Below are 19,715 nucleotides of genomic sequence, written 5' to 3'. Positions count from 1 at the left end.
TTTTATGTCTTATATGTTTTAAATATTCGACAGCTCTCACTTCTGCTGCGGCTTTTCTTGCCTAAACAGCTGCAAAATCGCTGCACCCACAAAATTAGAGATGATACTTGCCCGCAATCCTTCATGAGCATAAGTCTGTGAAGCCACGTCAGCAGCTGCTCCATGAATATACGTACCAAAAACAGCAGCCATCAATGGATCATATTTTTGTGCCATGAAAGCACTGATTATTCCTGACAGCACATCACCGCTTCCAGCAGTTGCCATTCCAGGATTTCCAGAGTCATTTATATATATGTTGTCGTGGTAGACGGCAATGCTATGCGCTCCTTTAAGCACAAAAATCACATCATGCTTTTTGGAAAATTTCTGAGCCTTTTCTAGTCGCTCCATACTAGAACTCCAAGGTCCTAATAATCGCTCTAGTTCGCCATCATGTGGTGTCAGCACAGATTTAGGTGGTAAACTCTCAAAAAGTTTTTTATTGCTGGACAAAATATTGATCCCATCAGCGTCGATAAGAATTGGAGCAGATTGTTGTTTAATCGCTTTCGCGAAAGCGGAAACCACTTCTTCGTCAGTTCCCAATCCGGGTCCAATGCATAACGTGTATTCTTTGAGTTCCAATTGAAAATCTGCCAGATGATCCGTTCCTGCATCGGTAATGGTCATCACCTCAGGAATAGAGGATTGTAAAATCTGATTCCCAGATGCAGGAATGTAAGCTGTAACTTTTCCAGCACCGCTATTAATAGCAGCGGTTGCGGCAAGCACAGCTGCTCCCATTTTTCCTTTACTACCAGCAGCTACCAGAACATGACCGTAGTCTCCTTTATGCGTGAATTTTTTACGAGGTCGATATATATTCTGAGCGGCTTCACTTGTAATTAACATAGCAGCTGGAGCGGCATTATGAATGAATTCTGGATCTAACCCTATATTAAGAACTTCAAAAGATCCCGTGTAATTTCCCGTATCCTTTAGAAAGAAACTTAATTTGGAATTGTTGAAAGTGAAGGTGTGATCTGCTTGTATGACAGCAGAATCCTTAGGCTGTGCCGAATCAGAAAATAAACCACTGGGCATATCAATGCTCACCGTAAAAGCTTGTGATTCATTGATGCGCTCAAACAAAGCCGCCATCCAGCCTTCAACAGGTCTGTTAAGCCCAATTCCAAAAATCGCATCAATCACGATGTCTTTAGGGCCTATTTTAGGAATGTCATCCTCACAATCAAGTAGCGTGGGCCAGTCTTTTGTCACATCCTTAATCAGATCATAGTTGATTAAAAATTCCTTTGAACGTTTCTTACTGCAATTGGTCACGTAAACCTTCACATGATATCCATGTTGTATCATATGCCGCGCGACGGCAAGGCCATCACCACCGTTATTGCCTATACCGCAAAAGATTTTAATTGGCACCGGTGCACCATTTAAACGCTCATGGATCTTATTGAACACTATCATAGAAACCCGTTCCATCAAGTCTGCACTAGATATGTTTTGGGATTTTAGGGTAGCTTTATCTGCATCTGCAAGTTGCGCCGCGGTAAGAATTTTCATGAGTTTGATTTGTACTGCAATTTAATAAATCAATGTCTTATAAACTGAAAGAGGAAGCTGGTATAGACCATCAAACCTCATGTGAATCCCTAGTATTTTGATACATTTGCCATCCCAATAATAAGAATATGAAAAACACGGCACTCTCCAGTATTCACGAAGCACTAGGTGCAAAAATGGTCCCGTTTGCAGGCTATAATATGCCCGTACAATATGAAGGTGTAACTATTGAACACAATACCGTTCGCAATGATGTGGGCGTTTTTGATGTTTCCCATATGGGTGAATTTTTGGTAAGCGGTCCTAATGCTTTGGAATTGATTCAAAGAGTATCTGCAAATGACGCTTCAAAATTGATGGTAGGTAGAGCGCAATATTCCTATTTACCTAATGAAACTGGTGGTGTCGTTGATGATCTACTGATCTACAAAATAAAAGATGAGCAATATTTACTGGTTGTCAATGCCTCAAATATTGAAAAGGATTGGAATCACATTTCAAAATACAATGAAACTATAGATGCTAATCTACGCGACTTGAGCGATGATTATTCCCTTCTTGCCATTCAGGGCCCCAAGGCTATTGAGGCGATGCAATCCCTAACTGATATTGATTTGTCAGCGATTAAATACTATCATTTTGAAGTTGGCGCTTTCGCGAAAGCGGAACACGTCATCATCAGCGCTACAGGATATACGGGCAGCGGTGGATTTGAAATCTACTGTAAAAATAGCGAGGTGAAAGATATCTGGAATGCGGTGCTTAATGCTGGAAAAGATTTTGGTATCAAGCCTATAGGTCTCGCTGCGAGAGATACGTTGAGGCTGGAAATGGGATTCTGTTTATACGGCAATGATATTGATGATACCACAAGTCCTATTGAAGCTGGCTTAGGTTGGGTTACCAAATTTTCAAAGGAATTTGTAAATCACGAAGCGCTTGCCACTCAAAAGGAAACTGGCGCAGAGCGAAAATTAATAGGCTTCACCATGGATGAAAAAGCCATACCTCGTGGCGGTTACAACATTACAGATCCTGAAGGCAACGCCATAGGTATGGTTACTAGTGGTACCATGTCGCCGTCTTTAAATAAAGGCATAGGATTGGGTTACGTTCCTTCTTCTCTGGGTATTCCAGATGGCAAAGTTTACGTGCAAATACGCAAGAAAATTGTGCCTGCAACCGTGGTAAAACTACCGTTCTACAAATCATAATTATTTGAATAGGATATTAATCATAGGCGGTAGTGGCTTTGTAGGTAATGCGATCTACAAGGAACTGGCACCACTATATGATGTTCATGCGACCTACTTAAGTGATCGCAAAGAATATAGAAACAATCAACATTTTCATGAATTTGACATGGAAACAGATATGGTTGAAATTCTTTTAGAGCGATTAAAACCTAAATACATCATTAGCGCTATTAGAGGAAACGAGAACAGTCAATTGTACTTGCATGATCAATTGATCAAATACATCATGAATAATGATTGCCGACTATTATTTCTCTCCAGTGCTAACGTTTTTGATCGCTTTACCAACTTCCCTAGCTATGAATATGACAAGACTTTTTCTGAAAGTATTTATGGCAGATTGAAAATCAAAATCGAAAATAGACTTTTAAGATTACCGCCTGATAAGTATGTGATTTGCCGCATCCCGATGATTTTTGGCGCCAATAGTCCTAGAGTTAAGGAATTGAAAGCTCAAATAGAAAATGACGTTCCCATCGAGGTTTTCCCTAATGTGGTTATCAATGCTGCTCATATCGATAAACTAGCGCAGCAAATTCATTATCTAATCAATAGAAGACGTCGTGGTATATTTCACTTGGGAAGCAAGGATCTAGTTCATCACAGTGATTTGATCAAAGATATTTGTCATGTTCTAAGTGAAAAAAAACCGATGTTTAAAAGTGTTTTTGATTCTAATGAAGATAGGCAACTATCTGTTTTACCTAAGGACAACTTACTACCTAAACATTTGCAACTCACTATAGAAGAGGTAGTTGAACGTACAGTAATATAGATATTACACTAAAGGAAACGACATTGTAAATTCACAACTTCCATCATCATTATTCGATATACGGACGCTTCCATTTATACCTTCCAAATATTTGATGGCAAATGGAATCCCTTCACCTAACGGTCTGAATATATCTGTTTCTCTAGTTCTTGATGCATGATGAGCATCAAGAATACTTTCTATTTGAGAATGGGCTTTTTGAGGAGCTAAGGATTTTACCATTATCTGAGCTTGATTATTATTAATCCTTGACCAGATAGTCAGTTTTTGATTGACGCAAATGGTAAATAGAAGATTTAAGACATTTGATAAAGACTGCCTTAAAAACACGGGATCTGCATTGACAAGAACAAGCTTATCAAAATTATCAAATGAAAAATCGATGTTTTCTTGATTTGCTTTTACAACAGAATTCGCAGTCATGTTTTGTAACATAAGTGCTAGATCTATTGATTTTTGAGATGTGAAGAAAAGATGCTCAAATTCCACATTATTTATGATCTCATCAATTGATTTCATCAACTGCAGTCCACCTTGTATTTGGTTCTCTGACAAGTTATCTTCAAGCTTGAAATTAGACTCTTCTTCAAAAATACCTTTGGTTGTAGTTAGTAAATTATAGATTGGATGTTTACTTTCATCTGCAACTTGTGAGAGCACATTATTAGTAAAATGATGCGCTGTAATTAATTTATTCTGGAAGGATTTTACCTCTTGTTGTAATCGTATTTTACCACTTAAGTCAAAAAAGTAAAATACATAGCCATCAATTTCCTTTGAATAATCTAGGATAGGTTTACATAAAGTGTCATAACAGGTACTGCTGTTTTCAAATAAATCTAGATATAATTCATTGCGGTATTCTTGACCTTTTTTCAAAACCCTGTCAATAATGCTGAATTTCAAAAGATCATAATCAGAAATTATATCTGTAAAAAATGACTTTTTTGAAATTGGGTTATAGCCTAAATGTTCAATTAAAATCTTTTTAGTTTTACCATCCAATCCTATTATTCTTGAATCTTTGTCTAATAGTATGGTACGAACAAATGCATTGTCCAACATCGTATTTAAATGGTACCTGTGCTTATCCTCCATTTCTGAAAGTCGGTATTTATCCTCAACATCAATAAGATTACCTACAAGCTTGACCGGTTCATCGTGATTATTGAATACCTTGAACCCGTGAATTTCATAATGTCTATAAGCATCTAAAGTATTGCGCATTCTAAATGCATTGAAATAGAATTCACCATCATCATTAATTTCCCTATCATGCTGGTGCTGTGCTGCCTCACGATCATCTGGATGTAAATGCTCCATGAAATTTTCTGCATTTATATCCTAGGGAAAATTTGATAGTGCGGTAAAAGAATCTCCAGATTCACTTTCTTGGGTTTTTAAATTGAAAGTGAAGTAGGCAGATTTTATGGCTCTAAAGGCCAATTCCTGATTACGCTTGGTTTCTTTTAGCGATAAATTAAGCTCTTTGTATTTGGTAATATTTTGAGTTACACCATTAATAGCAGTTACTTCTCCTTTATGGACCTCAGGTGCCGCCATCACTCTTAACCAGGCAGTTTCCCCATTCTTTAAGGATACCTTTATCTCTACATCATAAGGTTCGTGATTCTCGTATAGATTTTTTAAGGCGTGATCAATGACTTCGCGGCTATCCCGCTGTACAGATTCATAAAGTGCCTTGTTATCGATAGTGTCATCTTTTGAGAAACCATATAGTTCTCTAAAGAATTCTGTGTGTTGGAACTTATCTTTAGCTGGAATGTAGGACCACGCGCCTAGGTTGGCAATTTCACTGATTGTTTTATTATTCTTATGTAAAAAAATATCAACACTTACATCCACACCAGCGACGTAAATCAAGTGTTTCCTAAAACCAAAATTACATTTAAGATAAACCGGTATTCCCTCATTACTATAAAATTTGATGGTAGCCGATATTGTATTTTGACTTGCTCGATCGATATCATTGAAGTCTGGCCAATTACTGTCATCTCCTAAAATGTCTAAAATGGTATGATTTTCAAAATAAGATTCTTCATAACCTAGAGCATCATAGAATTCTGGATTGGCTTGAATTAATTTTGAATTATTATCGACAACACAGCATATGAGACAAGTGCTAGTCATGAGTTTCTCGTAAGGAAATGTGCTATGTTTTATATTATCAACCATGATAAAACGAATTACTTTCAAAAGTAATTTAGCTCCTTTCATTCATGCGACACTTCTATAAATCTTAATGTTTAGTTAAGCTTACGTTTTGTTTAACTTATGAGTTAATAGATCAAATAATTGTAAACAAAGCAATTGAAACAGTTTAAAGGGAAAATTCATAATTGCATAAATCGCAAAATGCGAACATTATTTTTATACGAAGTGAAAAATTTACAACCGTATTTTTTTCAATATTTCATTTCTCCGAACAAATATTTTATTCGCCATCGACCATTTTCAACAAGAATTTAGTTCAAATTGATCCATCTGCTTTTGCTTGGATTGTTAGAAGAGTATTAATTACGTTTTTAGAACCATTAAATGGAGCAAAAAACTTTGATTTTGATGGGCATTCAACTTCTGCAAGGCTAAAGGTTTCAACACGTTTACATATATAACAAAACGACTTACTACCGTGGAACAGCAATAAGTCGTTTTATTGTTCAAACAAGAAACGAGTTAATCAATTAAAAAAGATTGGTGAAGATCTACGGAATCCATTTATCCGCACCGAAGTCTGGCTTACGTTTCTGTAAGAATGCATCACGTCCTTCCTTGGCTTCATCAGTCATATAGATCAATCGGGTCATCTCACCGGCAAATACCTGCTGGCCTACCATTCCATCATCTGTGGCATTCAAAGCAAATTTTGCCATCTTGATAGCCGTTGGTGATTTTTCCATGATTTCTTGTGCCCAATCATATGCCGTTTGATCCAATTCAGCATGCGGTACGACAGCATTGACCATTCCCATATCCATCGCTTCCTGCGCGTTGTAATTTCTTCCCAAGAAGAAAATCTCACGTGCTTTTTTCTGTCCTACCATTTTGGCAAGGTAGGCGCTTCCATAACCGGCATCAACACTGGCAACATCCAGATCAGTCTGCTTGAAAATGGCGTGTTCCTTACTGGCAATAGTCATATCACATACCACGTGTAGGCTGTGTCCACCGCCAACGGCCCAACCTGGAACGGCACAAATAACTACCTTAGGCATAAACCTTATCATACGTTGCACTTCAAGAATGTTCAAGCGGCCAGTACCAGCACTGTCCTTATAACCATCCTTACCGCGAGCATTCTGATCGCCACCACTGCAAAAAGCCCAGCCGCCATCTTTGGAACTAGGTCCTTCACCAGTCAAAATGACCACACCTATGGACAAATCTTCCTGCGCATCATAGAACGCATCGATCAACTCACTTACAGTTTGAGGCCTAAAGGCATTGCGCACTTCTGGTCTATTGAAGGCAATACGTGCTACACCATCGGCTTTTTTGTAGGTGAGATCTTGATATTCTTTGGCTGTTTTCCAGTGGATGCTCATAAAATTGGTTTAAGATTCAAAGATAGACCGCGCTACCCTTTATACCATATTCTGATGATCTGGAAATTCTGCACGATTGAACCGCCAGTGGCAACCTGTGTCACTTGATCCGTTATCGATGCTTCCTTTATGAAGATATTGGGCATCACTACGGTTTCCACATTGATGATTTCTACATTATAATTCCTGCGTATCCACTCATTCGCGCGTTCCAGCACCATGCCTAAGTCTTCATATGTGTGCGATCCCCAGAAGCTTTTCTCTAGTGATTTTGGAGCAAAGTCGATGTGTTTTATGGTTATTGTCATATTTTATTAGTTGCAGGATGATGATGAATGTTACGCTTTCGCGAAAGCGGAATATTTTTAATCTACACTCTTGTTTAACAAAATCACGTTAACTATAAACATTACTGCAAGCTGTCCCTTAAATTTGTAACATGAGTGAGAAAAAGAAACCCGATGCGGTGGTGTATGATGAAGAGTCTGGAACCTACAATGCCGCGCTACTTCCCTATGCAAGCGGTGTAGGCGCTCCCAAAATTACAACGCCAGACATCACCTCGTGGAAGCAAAACAATATCTCAAAGGTCAATCATGAGATCAAATCTCAATTTGACCAACTCAAGGCGCAGTATGATGAGATGACCAAAAAGTTCAACGATAACCAATTGGTTTACGGCGCAAAATTTTCTTTTGAACCCATTGTGGGCGAGACATATCACCTATACCAAAATAATGAGGGCAACTTTCTATCTGTCATAGGCCCGCAGGAATGCCGCTGGGATCACGTGGGCACCTACCGCCTATCCTCTGAAAAATTATGGGAAGAGATCGATTGATCTCTTTTTATTTCAATAATTCAACTAAATAATTAGTTAAACTAAAATATTAGTTTATATTTGAACTAACAATTTAGTTACTATGAAAACTCTAACTCAAGCCGAAGAGGAAATCATGCAGATTCTCTGGGATCTCAACGAGGCAAATGTGGCCTCGATCATTGAGAAAATGCCAGAGCCCAAACCTGCCTACAACACCGTTTCTACCATCACACGTATTCTAGAAAGCAAGAAGTTTGTGGATTACCGCAAGGAAGGTCGCGGCCACATCTACTTCCCTATGGTGAGTAAAGACGCTTATTCACGCGCTACTGCAGGAAAATTGGCCAGTAATTATTTCAAGGGCAGTTATAAAAGTATGGTCTCCTTTTTTATGGAACAGGAAAAACTGAGCGTCAAGGATCTGGAAGAAATCCTGAAGGAAATCAATAAAAAATCGTGAATATGATACATCTTATACACAGCAGCATTCTCGCGCTATTCCTGTATTTACTATACAAGTTGGTCATTCAAAAATCACAAGGATTCCAGACGCGCCGGTTTTATTTATTGGCTATTCCAGTAGTTTCATTCGTACTACCATTAATGGTTGTTCCAGTTGATTTTGGTCTTGCAGGTAGTCCGGTATTTACACCTGCGGTCGTTGACTCCATGATGGTCGAGGTTGTTGATTCAAGTAAAAGTACCACAGCGGTAACTCAACCTAATCCTATTGATATCTCCCAGATTCTTGGCATTATTTATTTGGTTGGTCTTTGCGTATCGCTCATCCTATTTCTATACAAACTGGCTCAAATCCAGCAATGGAAAGAAAGCGGAAAAACGGCATATCAAAACGGTACTTATGTCACTCGCGTTCACGGTCTGCCCAGTGCCTTTTCCTTCCTGAATAGTATCTATATAAGTGACGCTTTCGCGAAAGCAGAATACCAACAAATCCTTGAACACGAGAAAGTTCACGTAAATCAAAAGCACAGTTGGGATCTTTTATTTTTTGAAACCTTGCGCGTGATATTTTGGTTTCATCCTGTTTCCTATTTAGGCCAGCGTGAATTGAAATTAGTACACGAATTCATTGCCGACCAGAAAACCATCGAAGTACACGGAAAGAAATCCTACTATGAAAACCTATTGAAGCAAGTCATGGACTGTCCTGACTTCTCTTTTGCAAACCCATTTTTTAAATCCAAAACAATTAAAACCCGATTAGCTATGATACAAAATAACAACCCACAAAAATTCAACTACCTCAAGCTGTTGTGGATCTTGCCTATACTTTTTGCCAGTTTGATTTATACGGCTTGTAGCACTGAACAAGAGGTTATTAAAGTGGAGCAGAAAACGTATAGAGTTGATGAATTACCTACTCTTCAGGAACATATCTATGGGCAAATTGATTTTTATAAAGGTGTTACAGCAGAAGAAATGGAAATTTTAGAAAAAGGGATCGAGATTATGAAACAGTATCTAAGTGATGATACCAGCAACGAGAAGAGTTTTGAAGTTGCTAAAAGGATGTTGCGGGATCCAAATTTGAAGGAATATCGTAGAGTCACCAAAAAAATAAGCGATAATGGAAAAACAATAGTACGTGATATTGAGAACAACAATTATGTTTTGACAATTCAAGAATCAGAAAATGGTAGTCCTACTTTTACAGGAACTGGTCCGATCGATCAATTAAATATGAGTAATGATGAAATTTCATCTTATTTAAAAAATTTACATGAGAAGTACGGAAAGGCCGACGATGTGACGGTAGTTACAGAAGTAGAGGTAGTGGAAGAAAAGTATGATATGCAAAAACAAGCAGCCGTTGTTCCTTTTGCAATTATAGAAAACGTTCCAACTTACCCAGGTTGCAGTGGCGATAACGCAGAGAAAAAGAAATGTATGCAGCAAAATATCACGCAACTTGTTAAAGAGAATTTTGACACTTCCATCGCCAGCAGAGTTGGATTAAACGGTAAGCAAACTATTTCTGTTCAATTTAAAATTGATCAAAATGGAAACGTTGCAAATATCATATCAAGAGCTAAAGCTCCAGAACTTCAAGCAGAAGCGGCAAGAGTTGTCAACTTGTTGCCCAAAATGCAACCGGGAACTCAACGAGGACATAAGGTAGGTGTCATTTACGGCTTGCCCATAATCTTCAATGTTCCAGAAGAGTCCAAAAAAGAGGAGTAATATTTCACTGAAATAAGCAAACCTAAATTCAATAAGCAAAAGTCCAGATCTTTAAATCTGGACTTTTTTATGTAAATCATCGAATTAATTTGACTCTTCGCCGAATATACTACTTTGTATTACACAGTACTGTAACAAATTTAAAAATGGCTCGTCTATATAGTATAACCTTTAAAACTTTATATTATGAATGCTTCAAACACCTTCAACGAGACAAGAGAATTAATCAACAAAAGATTTAGACCAGAGAAGTCTTTGTCTGAATCTTGGAATACTAAAAGAAGATACCGATTAGCATAATGCCATCGCTGCACAAAACCAGCAGACGTCTTCTACTCTATCTCAAAAATCCCTAAGCTTCCAACCTGCTTAGGGATTTTTTTATGGATTTAACCAAAACTTCAAGTAAAGGCGAGTATTTTTATCTAAATATCGTGCTATGAGAACTATCCTATTTTTATGCTTATGTGTCATTCTTACAAGTTCCTGTAAAAAGGCTTTTTCAGAAACGAATGACGCAGATGAATTAGCTAGCACTTCCATGCAATCTCCTAAAGTTATTGCAGACAGTGTAAATCAAAAAGTTCCTCAGGTAGATAACATTCCCTTGATCGAGGACCAAAAAAACTATACCGTTACACCTATCGTTGAAAACCTAACGAATCCTTGGGGAATGGATTGGTTGCCTAATGGCGATATGATTTATACTGAGAAAGAAGGTAAATTGTTCCGTTTTAACGGGAATACATCTACTGAAATTAAAAATGTCCCTGAGGTGTATGTACGCGGTCAAGGTGGATTAATGGATGTAATGGTGCATCCAGACTTCAATGCAAATAATAAAATCTTTATATCCTACGCAAGTTCAACGGGTAATGATGATGGCGGAAATACCGCTATCGCTAGTGCAGTGCTTGATGGCGACGAATTAACCAATCTTAAAGTATTATACAAAGCAGAACCCAACACTAAAAAAGGGCAACACTTCGGGAGCCGTTTTGCCTGGGGAAATGATGACAAACTTTATTTCTCCATAGGTGAACGCGGTGAGCGTGATGTGAATCCGCAGGATATCACTCGTGATGGTGGTAAAATTTATAGAATCAACGATGATGGCAGTATTCCAGATGACAATCCATTTGTAGGGATTACTGATGCAAAAACCGCAGCCTACACTTATGGAAATAGGAATCCGCAGGGTTTATTGAAGCATCCAACTACTGGTGAAATCGTCGCAAACGAGCACGGTCCACGCGGTGGTGATGAAATCAACATTATCAAAGCTGGTGTCAACTATGGCTGGCCAGTCATAAGTTATGGAATCAATTACAGCGGTAGCAAATTCACTGAAATCACACAGAAAGAAGGAATGGCACAACCTATTTACTATTGGGTACCTAGCATCGCACCCAGTGGTTTTGCTGTTGTCACAGACGAATCCTATGGTGATTGGGCTGGCAGCTATCTCGTTGGTAGTTTGAAATTCCAATACTTAGAAATGCTTTATATGGATGGTGATCAAGTGACAAAGCGAGAGAAATTAGTAGATGGATTAGGACGTTTACGTAATGTAAAGATCGGTCCTGATAGTAAAATATATATAGGTGTTGAAGGAAAAGGAATTTATCGAATTGATAAATAAACCTAGAAACTGTGAGCGAGCAATAAAAGTGGCTTCTTAGAAGTGGTACTCAGATATATCTAAACGATCAATTTGAAAGGATAGCAAACACTAATAAGTAAGCTCAAGACCAATTTTATCCTCTTAGCTAATAAAATCAATGGACTGGCAGCACATCTGCTTCAAATCAGAATTCAGAAATTATAATATGAAAAATACATTTTTAGTGATCCTAGCGACCGTAGCGATAAGTTGTGGAGAAACCAATAAAAAGGAAACTGCAGCTACAAATTCCATAGTCAAAGAACAACCTCAAGATCCACTTGCAGAAAGCGTTAAACGTGGCCGCGAAGTGTATTCTGAGTTATGTGTCACTTGTCATTTACCTAATGGTAAAGGTGTTCCTGGAGCTTTTCCTCCATTGAATCCATCCAACTGGCTTACTGAAAAGAGAACAGAAAGTATACATGCCGTTAAATACGGACTCAAAGGAGAGATTGAAGTCAATGGAGAATCCTATAACAGCGTCATGCTGCCTTTAGGATTAGATGATGAAGAAATAGCAGATGTTATGAATTATACCATTCAAACCTGGAACAAAGGAGATATAGTTACTGTTGAAGAAGTGGCAGCGATTGAAGAATAATAACTTTTCAATTCATTGAATTAAAAATCCCCAACCGGTAATCGGTTGGGGATTTTCTTGAAAGCAATATAAAATCTTCTAATTGTAAACAGATTGTTTTTTGTGGTGCTCGCACAACAAATAATACACAACCGCACGATATTTGGAGCGGTTACTTTTACCATATTTCTCAATGACAGCCTCTACAGATGCTAGCAAGTTATCTCCAGAGAGTCCTAATTTTTTCTTCAAGTAGTTTGTTACTACACGTTCCATTTCAGACTTTTCTGCACTTACTGTCTCTGCATCGCGATTGTAGATTGATGGTCCTAGACCTTTGGTTACTTTTTTGAGCAATTCCTCGTCCAATTTGCCGCCTATGTGTTCCTTATAGGAAGCCATGTACTTTTCTAATTTTTCATCAAATTTACTCATTGTCAATTTTTTAGGGATTAGTTGATGAGTTAAAGCTAATTAAAAAAAGACGTTAACAAAAGTTTTATCTCAGGAATTTGAAGTACTCGAGTAAAATCTTGTCATTTACTTCTCGAGGAGTTTGTATTTCCAACAATTGCGGTTGATTGTTAGTGGTGATGAAATGTTTGTAGGCTTTCGCGAAAGCGAACTCATCATCAATCCTGCTATATCCAAAACCATGCATTGCACACAAATGACTAGCGTCCATGTCGTGTGTGGTTTCAAAGTAAGTCTTGAAATAATCTTCCTGCTTCTCGCCAGGAAGTATTCTAAAAATCCCGCCACCACTGTTGTTGATGAGAATAATCTTGAAGTTTTTGGGAATATAATTGTTCCACAATGCATTGGAATCGTAAAAGAAACTTAGGTCACCCGTGATTAAGATCGTAGGCCATCCAGAGCCAACTGCGGCGCCTATTGCCGTGCTAGTACATCCATCGATACCGCTTGTGCCACGGTTGGAAAAAATACGGTGTGATGCGTTCATCTTGAAAAGCTGCGCATAGCGTATCGTGCTGCTATTACCTAGTTGTAAGACAATATCGTCTGGCAGTTGTTGGAATAACAGCTCAAAAACCTTCATGTCACTCCAACCTATTTTGTCGAAATATTTAGGACGCTTTTCCAGATAATTTTTGAAATGATTCAACCATTGATGTTGGTAATTACTAGGTACCGTTTGCGCTGGTAGAGAGTGTAACCACTTTCTTGGAGTGATTTTGATGTGTGCAGCAAGTTTAAAAAAGGTGTCGTAAGCTCTACGTTTACCTATATGGTAATGGATCTTAGTCTCAAACCTACGCAGGTATTGTTTGATTTTTTTGGAAACGATCATACCACCAATGGTCACCACCATATCGGGTTGTAGGGCTGCGATTTGGTTGTCATCAAACTCTATAGGAGCTATCAAGGTGTCGATTCCCCAAACGATGTTATCATGCACAATGTTTGAGCTTACCTCACTCATGACAAGTACACTACCATCTGCGGTTAACCGGTCAATATCTTCTTTCTCAAAAACTGGCGGATTGAGCGTCGATAGAATGATGAGTTTACGCTTTGAGGCATTCCAATGTTCGTAGAATTCTGCTGGTATTTCTGTAGTTTCATCTTTTAAAACATCCATTACCTTCACTTCAATGGATGGTTTCTCAACGGAATTATAGAGAGGTTCTTCAAAAGGAACGTTAACGTGAACCGGTCCGTGTTTAGAAATTGCCGTGTTGATCGCCTTGTTGAGTTCACGTTCATTCGTAATCAAATATTCCTTCTGATCTATGTTGAAAATCATTTCCAACTGTGTATCACAAAGAATATGGTTTGCAAAAACATGTTTTTGCCTGATGGTCTGCCCATCACCTATATCAATTTTATGTGGTGGACGATCTGCGCTCAACAGAATTAAGGGAATCTCGCTATAATAAGACTCTGCAACTGCTGGATAATAATTGAGTAAAGCACTACCGCTAGTACAAACCAAAACAGCCGGTTCTTGCAACTGCTGTGCTATTCCCAGCGCAAAATGTCCAGCGCACCGTTCGTCAACAATACTATAACATTTAAAAAAAGGATCTTGAGTAAAACTTATCGTCAACGGAGCATTGCGCGAACCAGGAGAAATTATGATGTTTTTAATTTCTCTTTTCTTAAACAGCTGAATGATCTGTTGAGCGTGTAGAACTGATGTAATCATATCCCAAAGGTAATAGAGGCGGTAACCTTATCATAGTGGTTTAACTACATCTTTTAGTAGTTAGCATATCGAAATATTTACGTCTATAACCAGTAGGTTTAGTGCTCAATACCGTTGAAGCTAAATTGCAAAAAGAGGAAGAATTGACTTTTGTAAGGACCAATCTTAAAATGAATGGTAAAATTCTTACAGTTGAATCACAATAAGTTGTACATTAATCACTGTTAACCATTAGATCAATATGATCATTATTAAGTACATAGCACTTTATAGTTATATCTTAATTTACGAGATGCGCCGGACCGTGAAAAGTGCCGCTGGAATTTTTCTGGGATAAATCCTGGCAAATACTATACAATGCTAGCCATTGTCGACAGCTTGTTTTCTATTTCATCAACTTCATCTTGTGGTACACTCATGCCCGTTATTCCACCACCAGCATATAAATCAACATAATTATTTTTCAATTCCATACACCTTAGGTTTACAAAGTAATCGGCAGTTTGATCCTGCGGATTTTGTATTCCTAGATAGCCCGTGTAAAAACTACGGTCGTAATTTTCATGAGTGATGATATAGTCCTGTGCCGCTGTTCTAGGCAGTCCACATATGGCTGGTGTTGGATGTAATTCCTTAATCGCTTGATTAATTTTATCGTAACTCAATGGAACTTCCAGCGTTGTTTTCAAATGCAGTAACGAACCTGCTTGCACAGTTTTGACCGGACCTATAGTAGGTGGACTATCGGCTACTTTTTGTAGCGCTTTAGCTATGTATTCAGTAACTAATAACTGCTCGTTTTGCTCCTTCATTCCCCAAGGTTTTTCGTGATCATTTTCAGCCGATTTAGTTCCAGCCAGAGACATGGTTTTAAGCAAGCCACTGTTGTAGGAAAGCAATGTTTCTGGAGTCGCACCCATCCAAGATCCGACTGCTGGGTGGTAAAAGAAATAGCAGTTGGCTTGCGAGTATTTATCCAGCAAATTACCCAGAATTTCTAAAGGAGTTTTCTTTGCTTGAATAGGATGTTTCAAAGACAAAACTACCTTTTCCAAATTGGTATTTTGGATTGTAGAAACGGCATCACTAACCAACATTTCGTGGGCCAATCTTACGTCTTTTGATAATTTAACCGTAGCTATTTCTGATTTGAAAGGCTTAAAATTCCAGTCAAATCTTTTAATCACTTCACCATAAATATAAAACTGATTATCAGATGATAAAAACTTTGAAAAAAAAGCACTTGACATTGTGTCATGTGCCTTTTTATAGAGCTTTTTTGATTCTTGATGTATGATTTTAACTTCGGCACCACCACTTTTGCGTAGCAGGAGAAAAGGCAGATTTTCTGATAATAATTTAGCGGTGTATGTAAGTAAGCTTTCGCGCAAGCGATAAGGTTTTAAGCGTTTTTATTGAGTGCGATGGTCGTCAATTTACAAATAGAAATTAACCGCTCCTCTTCATCTATAATTTTGATTTCCCACAACTGAGTGGTCCGGCCTTTGTGTAGGAATCTAGCAGTCGCAAAAACATGTCCATTTACTTTTGAACGTGTATGGTTTGCACTAATCTCGAGACCTCTAATAGCAAAATTATCGGTATCAAGAAATAGGTAACTAGCCGCACTTCCAACTGATTCCGCTAGGGCAACACTGGCACCTCCATGGAGAACTCCATCAGGCTGATGTACTCTAGAATTAACGGGCATTTTTGCCGTAAGGAAATCGGCACCTACATCGATGAATTCTATGTCCAGTGTATCCATAAGTGTATTTTTACAAATGGCATTGCACTGCGACAGTATCTTTTCTTTGTCCATATCTTTATCAAAAATAAGCTATCAAATTGACTCTATGGTAAAGACGGTTTCTTACAAACACACCAACTCCTACGAAGTGCTCTACCCTATCAAAAAAAGCACGGAAAATATCTGGATCTGCTTTCACGGATTAGGATATCTAGCAAGGTTCTTTAAAAAGTATTTTAAAGACTTTGATCCAGATATTCATGCCGTATTTGTACTTCAGGCTCCATCAAAATTCTATCTGGGAAAAGAATTCAAGCACGTTGGCGCAAGTTGGCTAACTAAAGTAGATACCGTTCAGGAAATGAAAAACAACATCAACTATATAGATCAGGTATTAGAAATCGAAGATTTACTAGATGACCCGCGTTTAGTGTTCATGGGTTATTCTCAAGGTGTTTCTATTGCAACTCGTTATTTGAAGCATTATGCAAGGTCTATCAAAGCGCTTATACTCCACAGTGGTAGCATACCAGATGAGCTTAATGAAGAAGATGGACAATTGTTTAGGCAAACGGCAAATCGTATTATTCATATTGTTGGAACTAAAGATGAATATCTTACTGATGAGCGAATTAAAAAGGAGCAGCAAAAAATTGATTTACTATTTAGGGACACTTGTGAATTACATCGTCCAGATATCAAACATGAAGTCGATACGCAATTATTGAAATCAATTGCCAAAACACTATAATTATGGAACTAATATTTGCTACTCACAATCCTAATAAACTCAAAGAAGTGCAGCAAATGATGCCTAAAAGCATTAAACTTTTAAGCCTAGAAGACGTCCAATTATTTGATGAAATTCCAGAAACGGCGGCGACTATCAAAGAAAATGCAATTCTCAAAACGGATTATATAAAAGCTAGATTCGACATGCCTGTGTTTGCAGATGATACAGGTTTAATTGTGCCGGCTCTTGATGGTAATCCTGGAGTGCGATCTGCTCGATATGCAGGTGAACATAAAGATAGTGAGGACAATATGGATCTTTTACTCAAGAATCTAACAGGCGATAAAGATCGGTCTGCTTACTTTCTCACGGTAATATCACTCTTCATGGATGGGCAGCAATTTATTTTTGAAGGACGTTGTAATGGGATGATTTTACACCAGCGTCAGGGCGAGAAGGGATTTGGTTACGATCCTATATTTCAACCAGATGGGTATCAAAAAAGTTTTGCTCAAATGGACATGAATCAAAAATCAATTATAAGTCATCGAGGAAAGGCGCTTAAAAAACTGATTTCGCATTTAAATGGCATCAAAATTGTCTAAATATCCTTTTAAAACAGTACACATACCGTATTTTTATAGTTCCATATGAACACAATTAGACTCGTTGTTATTTTTATATTCCTTGGCTCCTATTTGGGTATCGCTCAAGGCGAAAACAGCAACAATACAAACACCTCACAACAGATCTCCATTGTTAATGGTAAAGTCCTCAACGCAAAGAATGATTCTATTCTGCAGGACGTGAATATCGTGAACCTCAACAAAGTAGTAGGTACGATTACCAAACCAGATGGAACTTTCCAAATAAGAGCGGCAGTCAACGACACGTTGTATTTCTCTTATATAGGTTTCCAAACGATTAATGTAAGAGTTACCGAAGACTGGATAAAATACGGCGATGTCACCATTTCCATGACTGAAAAAGGAATCGCACTTGAAGATGTTGTTGTAACTGACAACGGTCTGACAGGCTATCTTGAAATTGATGCAAAACGTGCACCTATATATGCTACTCGCAGATTTAGTATTAGCGGTTTGCCAGAAGCTTATGAAGCTGGAAACAAGGCTCCTGGAGCTATTGAGAAAACATTGAACTCCATTTTTAATCCGGTAGACTTTTTATTCAACACCTTTGGTAAAGAAGGAAAATCGTTGAGTAAGGTTCGTAGGATCAAAGAACAGGATGAAATTCGCAATTTGTTACAATCCAAATACGATAGGGAAACGCTCGTCAATCTGCTACAAATGGATAAGGTGAGTATTGATGCCATATTGCGGAACTGTCAATATTCTAAAGAATTTATAACCGGAGCAAACGATCTTCAAATCCTCGATGCCATTAGTGAATGTTATGAGGAATATAAAGTGCTCAAACAAAATTGAAATTATAACTATGATACGTAATACTATTTTGATCGCTTCATTTGCGATCGCTGCAATTACCAGCTGTACTTCAGCAAAAACTTCCAGCACAGACGCTCCACCGGCGCCTCCTGCTCCACCAGCGGCTCCAATAAGTCCTGTTGACGATGAGCCTAGAATGATGGCTGATGGGAAAGATCCATTAGTGGTGAAGTACATGAATACTATTACCGCAGCAGAGCTCAAAGAGCAACTCTACGAATATGCGAGTGACGAAATGGAAGGTCGCATGACTGGAACAGCTGGACAAAGAAAAGCTGTAGAATATTTGAAAGGAAAATATCAGGTAATGAACGTTCCTGGTGGTGCTCAAAATGGAGAGTATTTTCAGAACATTCCTAAAGAGTTCTTTGGAAAGAAAGATATCACTTCAGAAAATGTTCTTGCATTTATTGAAGGTTCTGAAAAGCCAGAAGAAGTACTTGTGATTTCTGCTCACCTGGATCACATTGGAACTCGCAATGGTGAAGTATTCAATGGTGCAGATGACGATGGTAGTGGTACCATAGCTCTTGTTGAAATCGCTGAAGCTTTTAAACAAGCGAAAAATGAAGGTAATGGACCTAAGCGATCCATTCTATTTTTACATGTTACTGCAGAGGAAATAGGACTTCAAGGAAGTAAGTATTATGCTGAAAACCCAGTATATCCTTTAGCAAACACAATTGCAGACCTTAACATTGATATGATAGGTCGTATCGATCCAGAGAGAGAAGCAAAAACAAATTACGTTTATCTTATTGGTAGTGATATGTTGAGTCAAGACTTACATGACATGAGTGAAAAGGCAAATAAAACGTATGTAAATATGGATCTTGACTACACTTACAACGGTAAGGATGATCCCAATCGTTTTTACTATAGATCTGACCATTATAGTTTTGCAGAGAAGAATGTTCCAGTAATCTTTTATTTTAATGGAACACATGCAGATTACCACAAGGCAAGTGATACTCCAGATAAGATTGAATATGACTTATATGCCCAACGCGCTCAGTTGATATTTGTAACTGCGTGGGAATTGGCAAACTCAGATAACCGCCCTATGTTGACGGAAGGTTAGGAAATAACTTCAAATGAAAAAAGCACCCAATTGGGTGCTTTTTTATTGTCTTAAATTTTTGGAGGCTTAGTGCTT

At 38.1% G+C, this 19,715-nt stretch carries 20 protein-coding genes; 11 read left to right on the top strand and 9 right to left on the bottom strand.

The annotated features are described in order from the left end of the window. Window positions 1–36 precede the first annotated feature (36 nt). Window positions 37–1,566 carry an NAD(P)H-hydrate dehydratase gene (locus BLO34_RS02110; protein WP_090752173.1) on the bottom strand — a complete coding sequence of 510 codons (1,530 nt, stop codon included), beginning with the start codon at window positions 1,564–1,566 and terminating at the stop codon, window positions 37–39. Window positions 1,567–1,694: 128 nt separating this feature from the next. Between BLO34_RS02110 and gcvT the strand changes: the two genes are divergently transcribed. After that, window positions 1,695–2,780 carry a glycine cleavage system aminomethyltransferase GcvT gene (gene gcvT, locus BLO34_RS02105; RefSeq protein WP_090752171.1) on the top strand — a complete coding sequence of 362 codons (1,086 nt, stop codon included), beginning with the start codon at window positions 1,695–1,697 and terminating at the stop codon, window positions 2,778–2,780. Window positions 2,781–2,784: 4 nt separating this feature from the next. Next, window positions 2,785–3,597 (top strand): NAD-dependent epimerase/dehydratase family protein, encoded by an 813-nt coding sequence (locus tag BLO34_RS02100; protein WP_090752170.1) that lies wholly within the window; start codon window positions 2,785–2,787, stop codon window positions 3,595–3,597. A 3-nt stretch (window positions 3,598–3,600) separates the two neighbouring features. Here BLO34_RS02100 and BLO34_RS02095 read toward each other — a convergent pair whose 3' ends face one another. The 4 genes from BLO34_RS02095 to BLO34_RS02080 form a co-directional block, all read right to left on the bottom strand. Beyond that, window positions 3,601–4,920 carry a PAS domain-containing protein gene (locus BLO34_RS02095; protein ID WP_090752168.1) on the bottom strand — a complete coding sequence of 440 codons (1,320 nt, stop codon included), beginning with the start codon at window positions 4,918–4,920 and terminating at the stop codon, window positions 3,601–3,603. Window positions 4,921–4,941: 21 nt separating this feature from the next. After that, complete coding sequence (locus BLO34_RS02090; protein WP_172823943.1) at window positions 4,942–5,748, bottom strand: PAS domain S-box protein; 807 nt, start codon at window positions 5,746–5,748, stop codon at window positions 4,942–4,944. Between the two features lie 575 nt (window positions 5,749–6,323). Next, window positions 6,324–7,163 (bottom strand): 1,4-dihydroxy-2-naphthoyl-CoA synthase, encoded by an 840-nt coding sequence (locus tag BLO34_RS02085; RefSeq protein ID WP_090752165.1) that lies wholly within the window; start codon window positions 7,161–7,163, stop codon window positions 6,324–6,326. Between the two features lie 32 nt (window positions 7,164–7,195). Continuing rightward, window positions 7,196–7,471, bottom strand: coding sequence for a hypothetical protein (locus BLO34_RS02080; protein ID WP_090752164.1), 276 nt, complete (start codon window positions 7,469–7,471; stop codon window positions 7,196–7,198). 131 nt (window positions 7,472–7,602) lie between these two features. On the opposite strand from BLO34_RS02080, the gene BLO34_RS02075 reads away from it, so the two are divergent. The 5 genes from BLO34_RS02075 (at window position 7,603) to BLO34_RS02055 (ending at window position 12,458) form a co-directional block, all read left to right on the top strand. Beyond that, on the top strand, window positions 7,603–8,004 hold the full coding sequence (locus tag BLO34_RS02075) for a DUF2452 domain-containing protein (protein ID WP_090752162.1): 402 nt from the start codon (window positions 7,603–7,605) through the stop codon (window positions 8,002–8,004). An 82-nt stretch (window positions 8,005–8,086) separates the two neighbouring features. Next, window positions 8,087–8,446 (top strand): BlaI/MecI/CopY family transcriptional regulator, encoded by a 360-nt coding sequence (locus BLO34_RS02070; RefSeq protein ID WP_090752161.1) that lies wholly within the window; start codon window positions 8,087–8,089, stop codon window positions 8,444–8,446. Window positions 8,447–8,448: 2 nt separating this feature from the next. Then, a complete protein-coding gene (locus tag BLO34_RS02065) occupies window positions 8,449–10,191 on the top strand; it encodes a M56 family metallopeptidase (RefSeq protein ID WP_090752159.1) in 1,743 nt (580 codons plus the stop codon). Between the two features lie 439 nt (window positions 10,192–10,630). Then, window positions 10,631–11,833, top strand: a complete 1,203-nt coding sequence (locus tag BLO34_RS02060) for a PQQ-dependent sugar dehydrogenase (RefSeq protein WP_090752158.1) — start codon at window positions 10,631–10,633, stop codon at window positions 11,831–11,833. Between the two features lie 187 nt (window positions 11,834–12,020). Next, window positions 12,021–12,458 (top strand): c-type cytochrome, encoded by a 438-nt coding sequence (locus BLO34_RS02055; RefSeq protein ID WP_090756363.1) that lies wholly within the window; start codon window positions 12,021–12,023, stop codon window positions 12,456–12,458. Window positions 12,459–12,536: 78 nt separating this feature from the next. Here BLO34_RS02055 and BLO34_RS02050 read toward each other — a convergent pair whose 3' ends face one another. The 4 genes from BLO34_RS02050 to BLO34_RS02035 all read right to left on the bottom strand — a co-directional run bounded on the left by BLO34_RS02050 (window position 12,537) and on the right by BLO34_RS02035 (window position 16,429). Continuing rightward, the gene (locus BLO34_RS02050; RefSeq protein ID WP_090752156.1) at window positions 12,537–12,872 is read right to left on the bottom strand and encodes a DUF2853 family protein; all 336 of its coding nucleotides are present in this window, start codon (window positions 12,870–12,872) and stop codon (window positions 12,537–12,539) included. Between the two features lie 64 nt (window positions 12,873–12,936). Continuing rightward, window positions 12,937–14,607 carry a 2-succinyl-5-enolpyruvyl-6-hydroxy-3-cyclohexene-1-carboxylic-acid synthase gene (gene menD, locus BLO34_RS02045; RefSeq protein ID WP_090752155.1) on the bottom strand — a complete coding sequence of 557 codons (1,671 nt, stop codon included), beginning with the start codon at window positions 14,605–14,607 and terminating at the stop codon, window positions 12,937–12,939. 350 nt (window positions 14,608–14,957) lie between these two features. After that, on the bottom strand, window positions 14,958–15,998 hold the full coding sequence (locus BLO34_RS02040) for a chorismate-binding protein (RefSeq protein ID WP_090752153.1): 1,041 nt from the start codon (window positions 15,996–15,998) through the stop codon (window positions 14,958–14,960). An 11-nt stretch (window positions 15,999–16,009) separates the two neighbouring features. Next, window positions 16,010–16,429: a hotdog fold thioesterase gene (locus BLO34_RS02035; protein WP_090752151.1), complete on the bottom strand. Its 420-nt coding sequence runs from the start codon at window positions 16,427–16,429 to the stop codon at window positions 16,010–16,012. Between the two features lie 34 nt (window positions 16,430–16,463). On the opposite strand from BLO34_RS02035, the gene BLO34_RS02030 reads away from it, so the two are divergent. From BLO34_RS02030 to BLO34_RS02015, 4 genes are read left to right on the top strand one after another with little or no spacing between them, the layout of a single operon-like run. Next, window positions 16,464–17,108: an alpha/beta hydrolase gene (locus BLO34_RS02030; RefSeq protein WP_090752149.1), complete on the top strand. Its 645-nt coding sequence runs from the start codon at window positions 16,464–16,466 to the stop codon at window positions 17,106–17,108. A 2-nt stretch (window positions 17,109–17,110) separates the two neighbouring features. After that, window positions 17,111–17,695, top strand: a complete 585-nt coding sequence (rdgB, locus tag BLO34_RS02025; RefSeq protein ID WP_090752147.1) for an RdgB/HAM1 family non-canonical purine NTP pyrophosphatase — start codon at window positions 17,111–17,113, stop codon at window positions 17,693–17,695. A gap of 45 nt (window positions 17,696–17,740) precedes the next feature. Beyond that, on the top strand, window positions 17,741–18,538 hold the full coding sequence (locus BLO34_RS02020) for a carboxypeptidase-like regulatory domain-containing protein (RefSeq protein ID WP_090752146.1): 798 nt from the start codon (window positions 17,741–17,743) through the stop codon (window positions 18,536–18,538). 10 nt (window positions 18,539–18,548) lie between these two features. Further along, window positions 18,549–19,640 (top strand): M28 family metallopeptidase, encoded by a 1,092-nt coding sequence (locus BLO34_RS02015; RefSeq protein WP_090752144.1) that lies wholly within the window; start codon window positions 18,549–18,551, stop codon window positions 19,638–19,640. Window positions 19,641–19,715 lie beyond the last annotated feature (75 nt).

This window comes from Nonlabens sp. Hel1_33_55 (assembly GCF_900101765.1).
Taxonomy (GTDB): domain Bacteria; phylum Bacteroidota; class Bacteroidia; order Flavobacteriales; family Flavobacteriaceae; genus Nonlabens.
This window is presented reverse-complemented; position numbering and strand designations above follow the sequence as displayed.

Coding starts and splice junctions, on each gene's coding strand:
- BLO34_RS02110 (WP_090752173.1), bottom strand. CDS start 1,566: ATGAAAATTCTTACCGCGGCGCAACTTGCAGATGCAGATAAAGCTACC.
- gcvT (WP_090752171.1), top strand. CDS start 1,695: ATGAAAAACACGGCACTCTCCAGTATTCACGAAGCACTAGGTGCAAAA.
- BLO34_RS02095 (WP_090752168.1), bottom strand. CDS start 4,920: ATGGAGCATTTACATCCAGATGATCGTGAGGCAGCACAGCACCAGCAT.
- BLO34_RS02090 (WP_172823943.1), bottom strand. CDS start 5,748: ATGACTAGCACTTGTCTCATATGCTGTGTTGTCGATAATAATTCAAAA.
- BLO34_RS02085 (WP_090752165.1), bottom strand. CDS start 7,163: ATGAGCATCCACTGGAAAACAGCCAAAGAATATCAAGATCTCACCTAC.
- BLO34_RS02080 (WP_090752164.1), bottom strand. CDS start 7,471: ATGACAATAACCATAAAACACATCGACTTTGCTCCAAAATCACTAGAG.
- BLO34_RS02075 (WP_090752162.1), top strand. CDS start 7,603: ATGAGTGAGAAAAAGAAACCCGATGCGGTGGTGTATGATGAAGAGTCT.
- BLO34_RS02070 (WP_090752161.1), top strand. CDS start 8,087: ATGAAAACTCTAACTCAAGCCGAAGAGGAAATCATGCAGATTCTCTGG.
- BLO34_RS02065 (WP_090752159.1), top strand. CDS start 8,449: ATGATACATCTTATACACAGCAGCATTCTCGCGCTATTCCTGTATTTA.
- BLO34_RS02060 (WP_090752158.1), top strand. CDS start 10,631: ATGAGAACTATCCTATTTTTATGCTTATGTGTCATTCTTACAAGTTCC.
- BLO34_RS02055 (WP_090756363.1), top strand. CDS start 12,021: ATGAAAAATACATTTTTAGTGATCCTAGCGACCGTAGCGATAAGTTGT.
- BLO34_RS02050 (WP_090752156.1), bottom strand. CDS start 12,872: ATGAGTAAATTTGATGAAAAATTAGAAAAGTACATGGCTTCCTATAAG.
- menD (WP_090752155.1), bottom strand. CDS start 14,607: ATGATTACATCAGTTCTACACGCTCAACAGATCATTCAGCTGTTTAAG.
- BLO34_RS02035 (WP_090752151.1), bottom strand. CDS start 16,429: ATGGACAAAGAAAAGATACTGTCGCAGTGCAATGCCATTTGTAAAAAT.
- BLO34_RS02030 (WP_090752149.1), top strand. CDS start 16,464: ATGGTAAAGACGGTTTCTTACAAACACACCAACTCCTACGAAGTGCTC.
- rdgB (WP_090752147.1), top strand. CDS start 17,111: ATGGAACTAATATTTGCTACTCACAATCCTAATAAACTCAAAGAAGTG.
- BLO34_RS02020 (WP_090752146.1), top strand. CDS start 17,741: ATGAACACAATTAGACTCGTTGTTATTTTTATATTCCTTGGCTCCTAT.
- BLO34_RS02015 (WP_090752144.1), top strand. CDS start 18,549: ATGATACGTAATACTATTTTGATCGCTTCATTTGCGATCGCTGCAATT.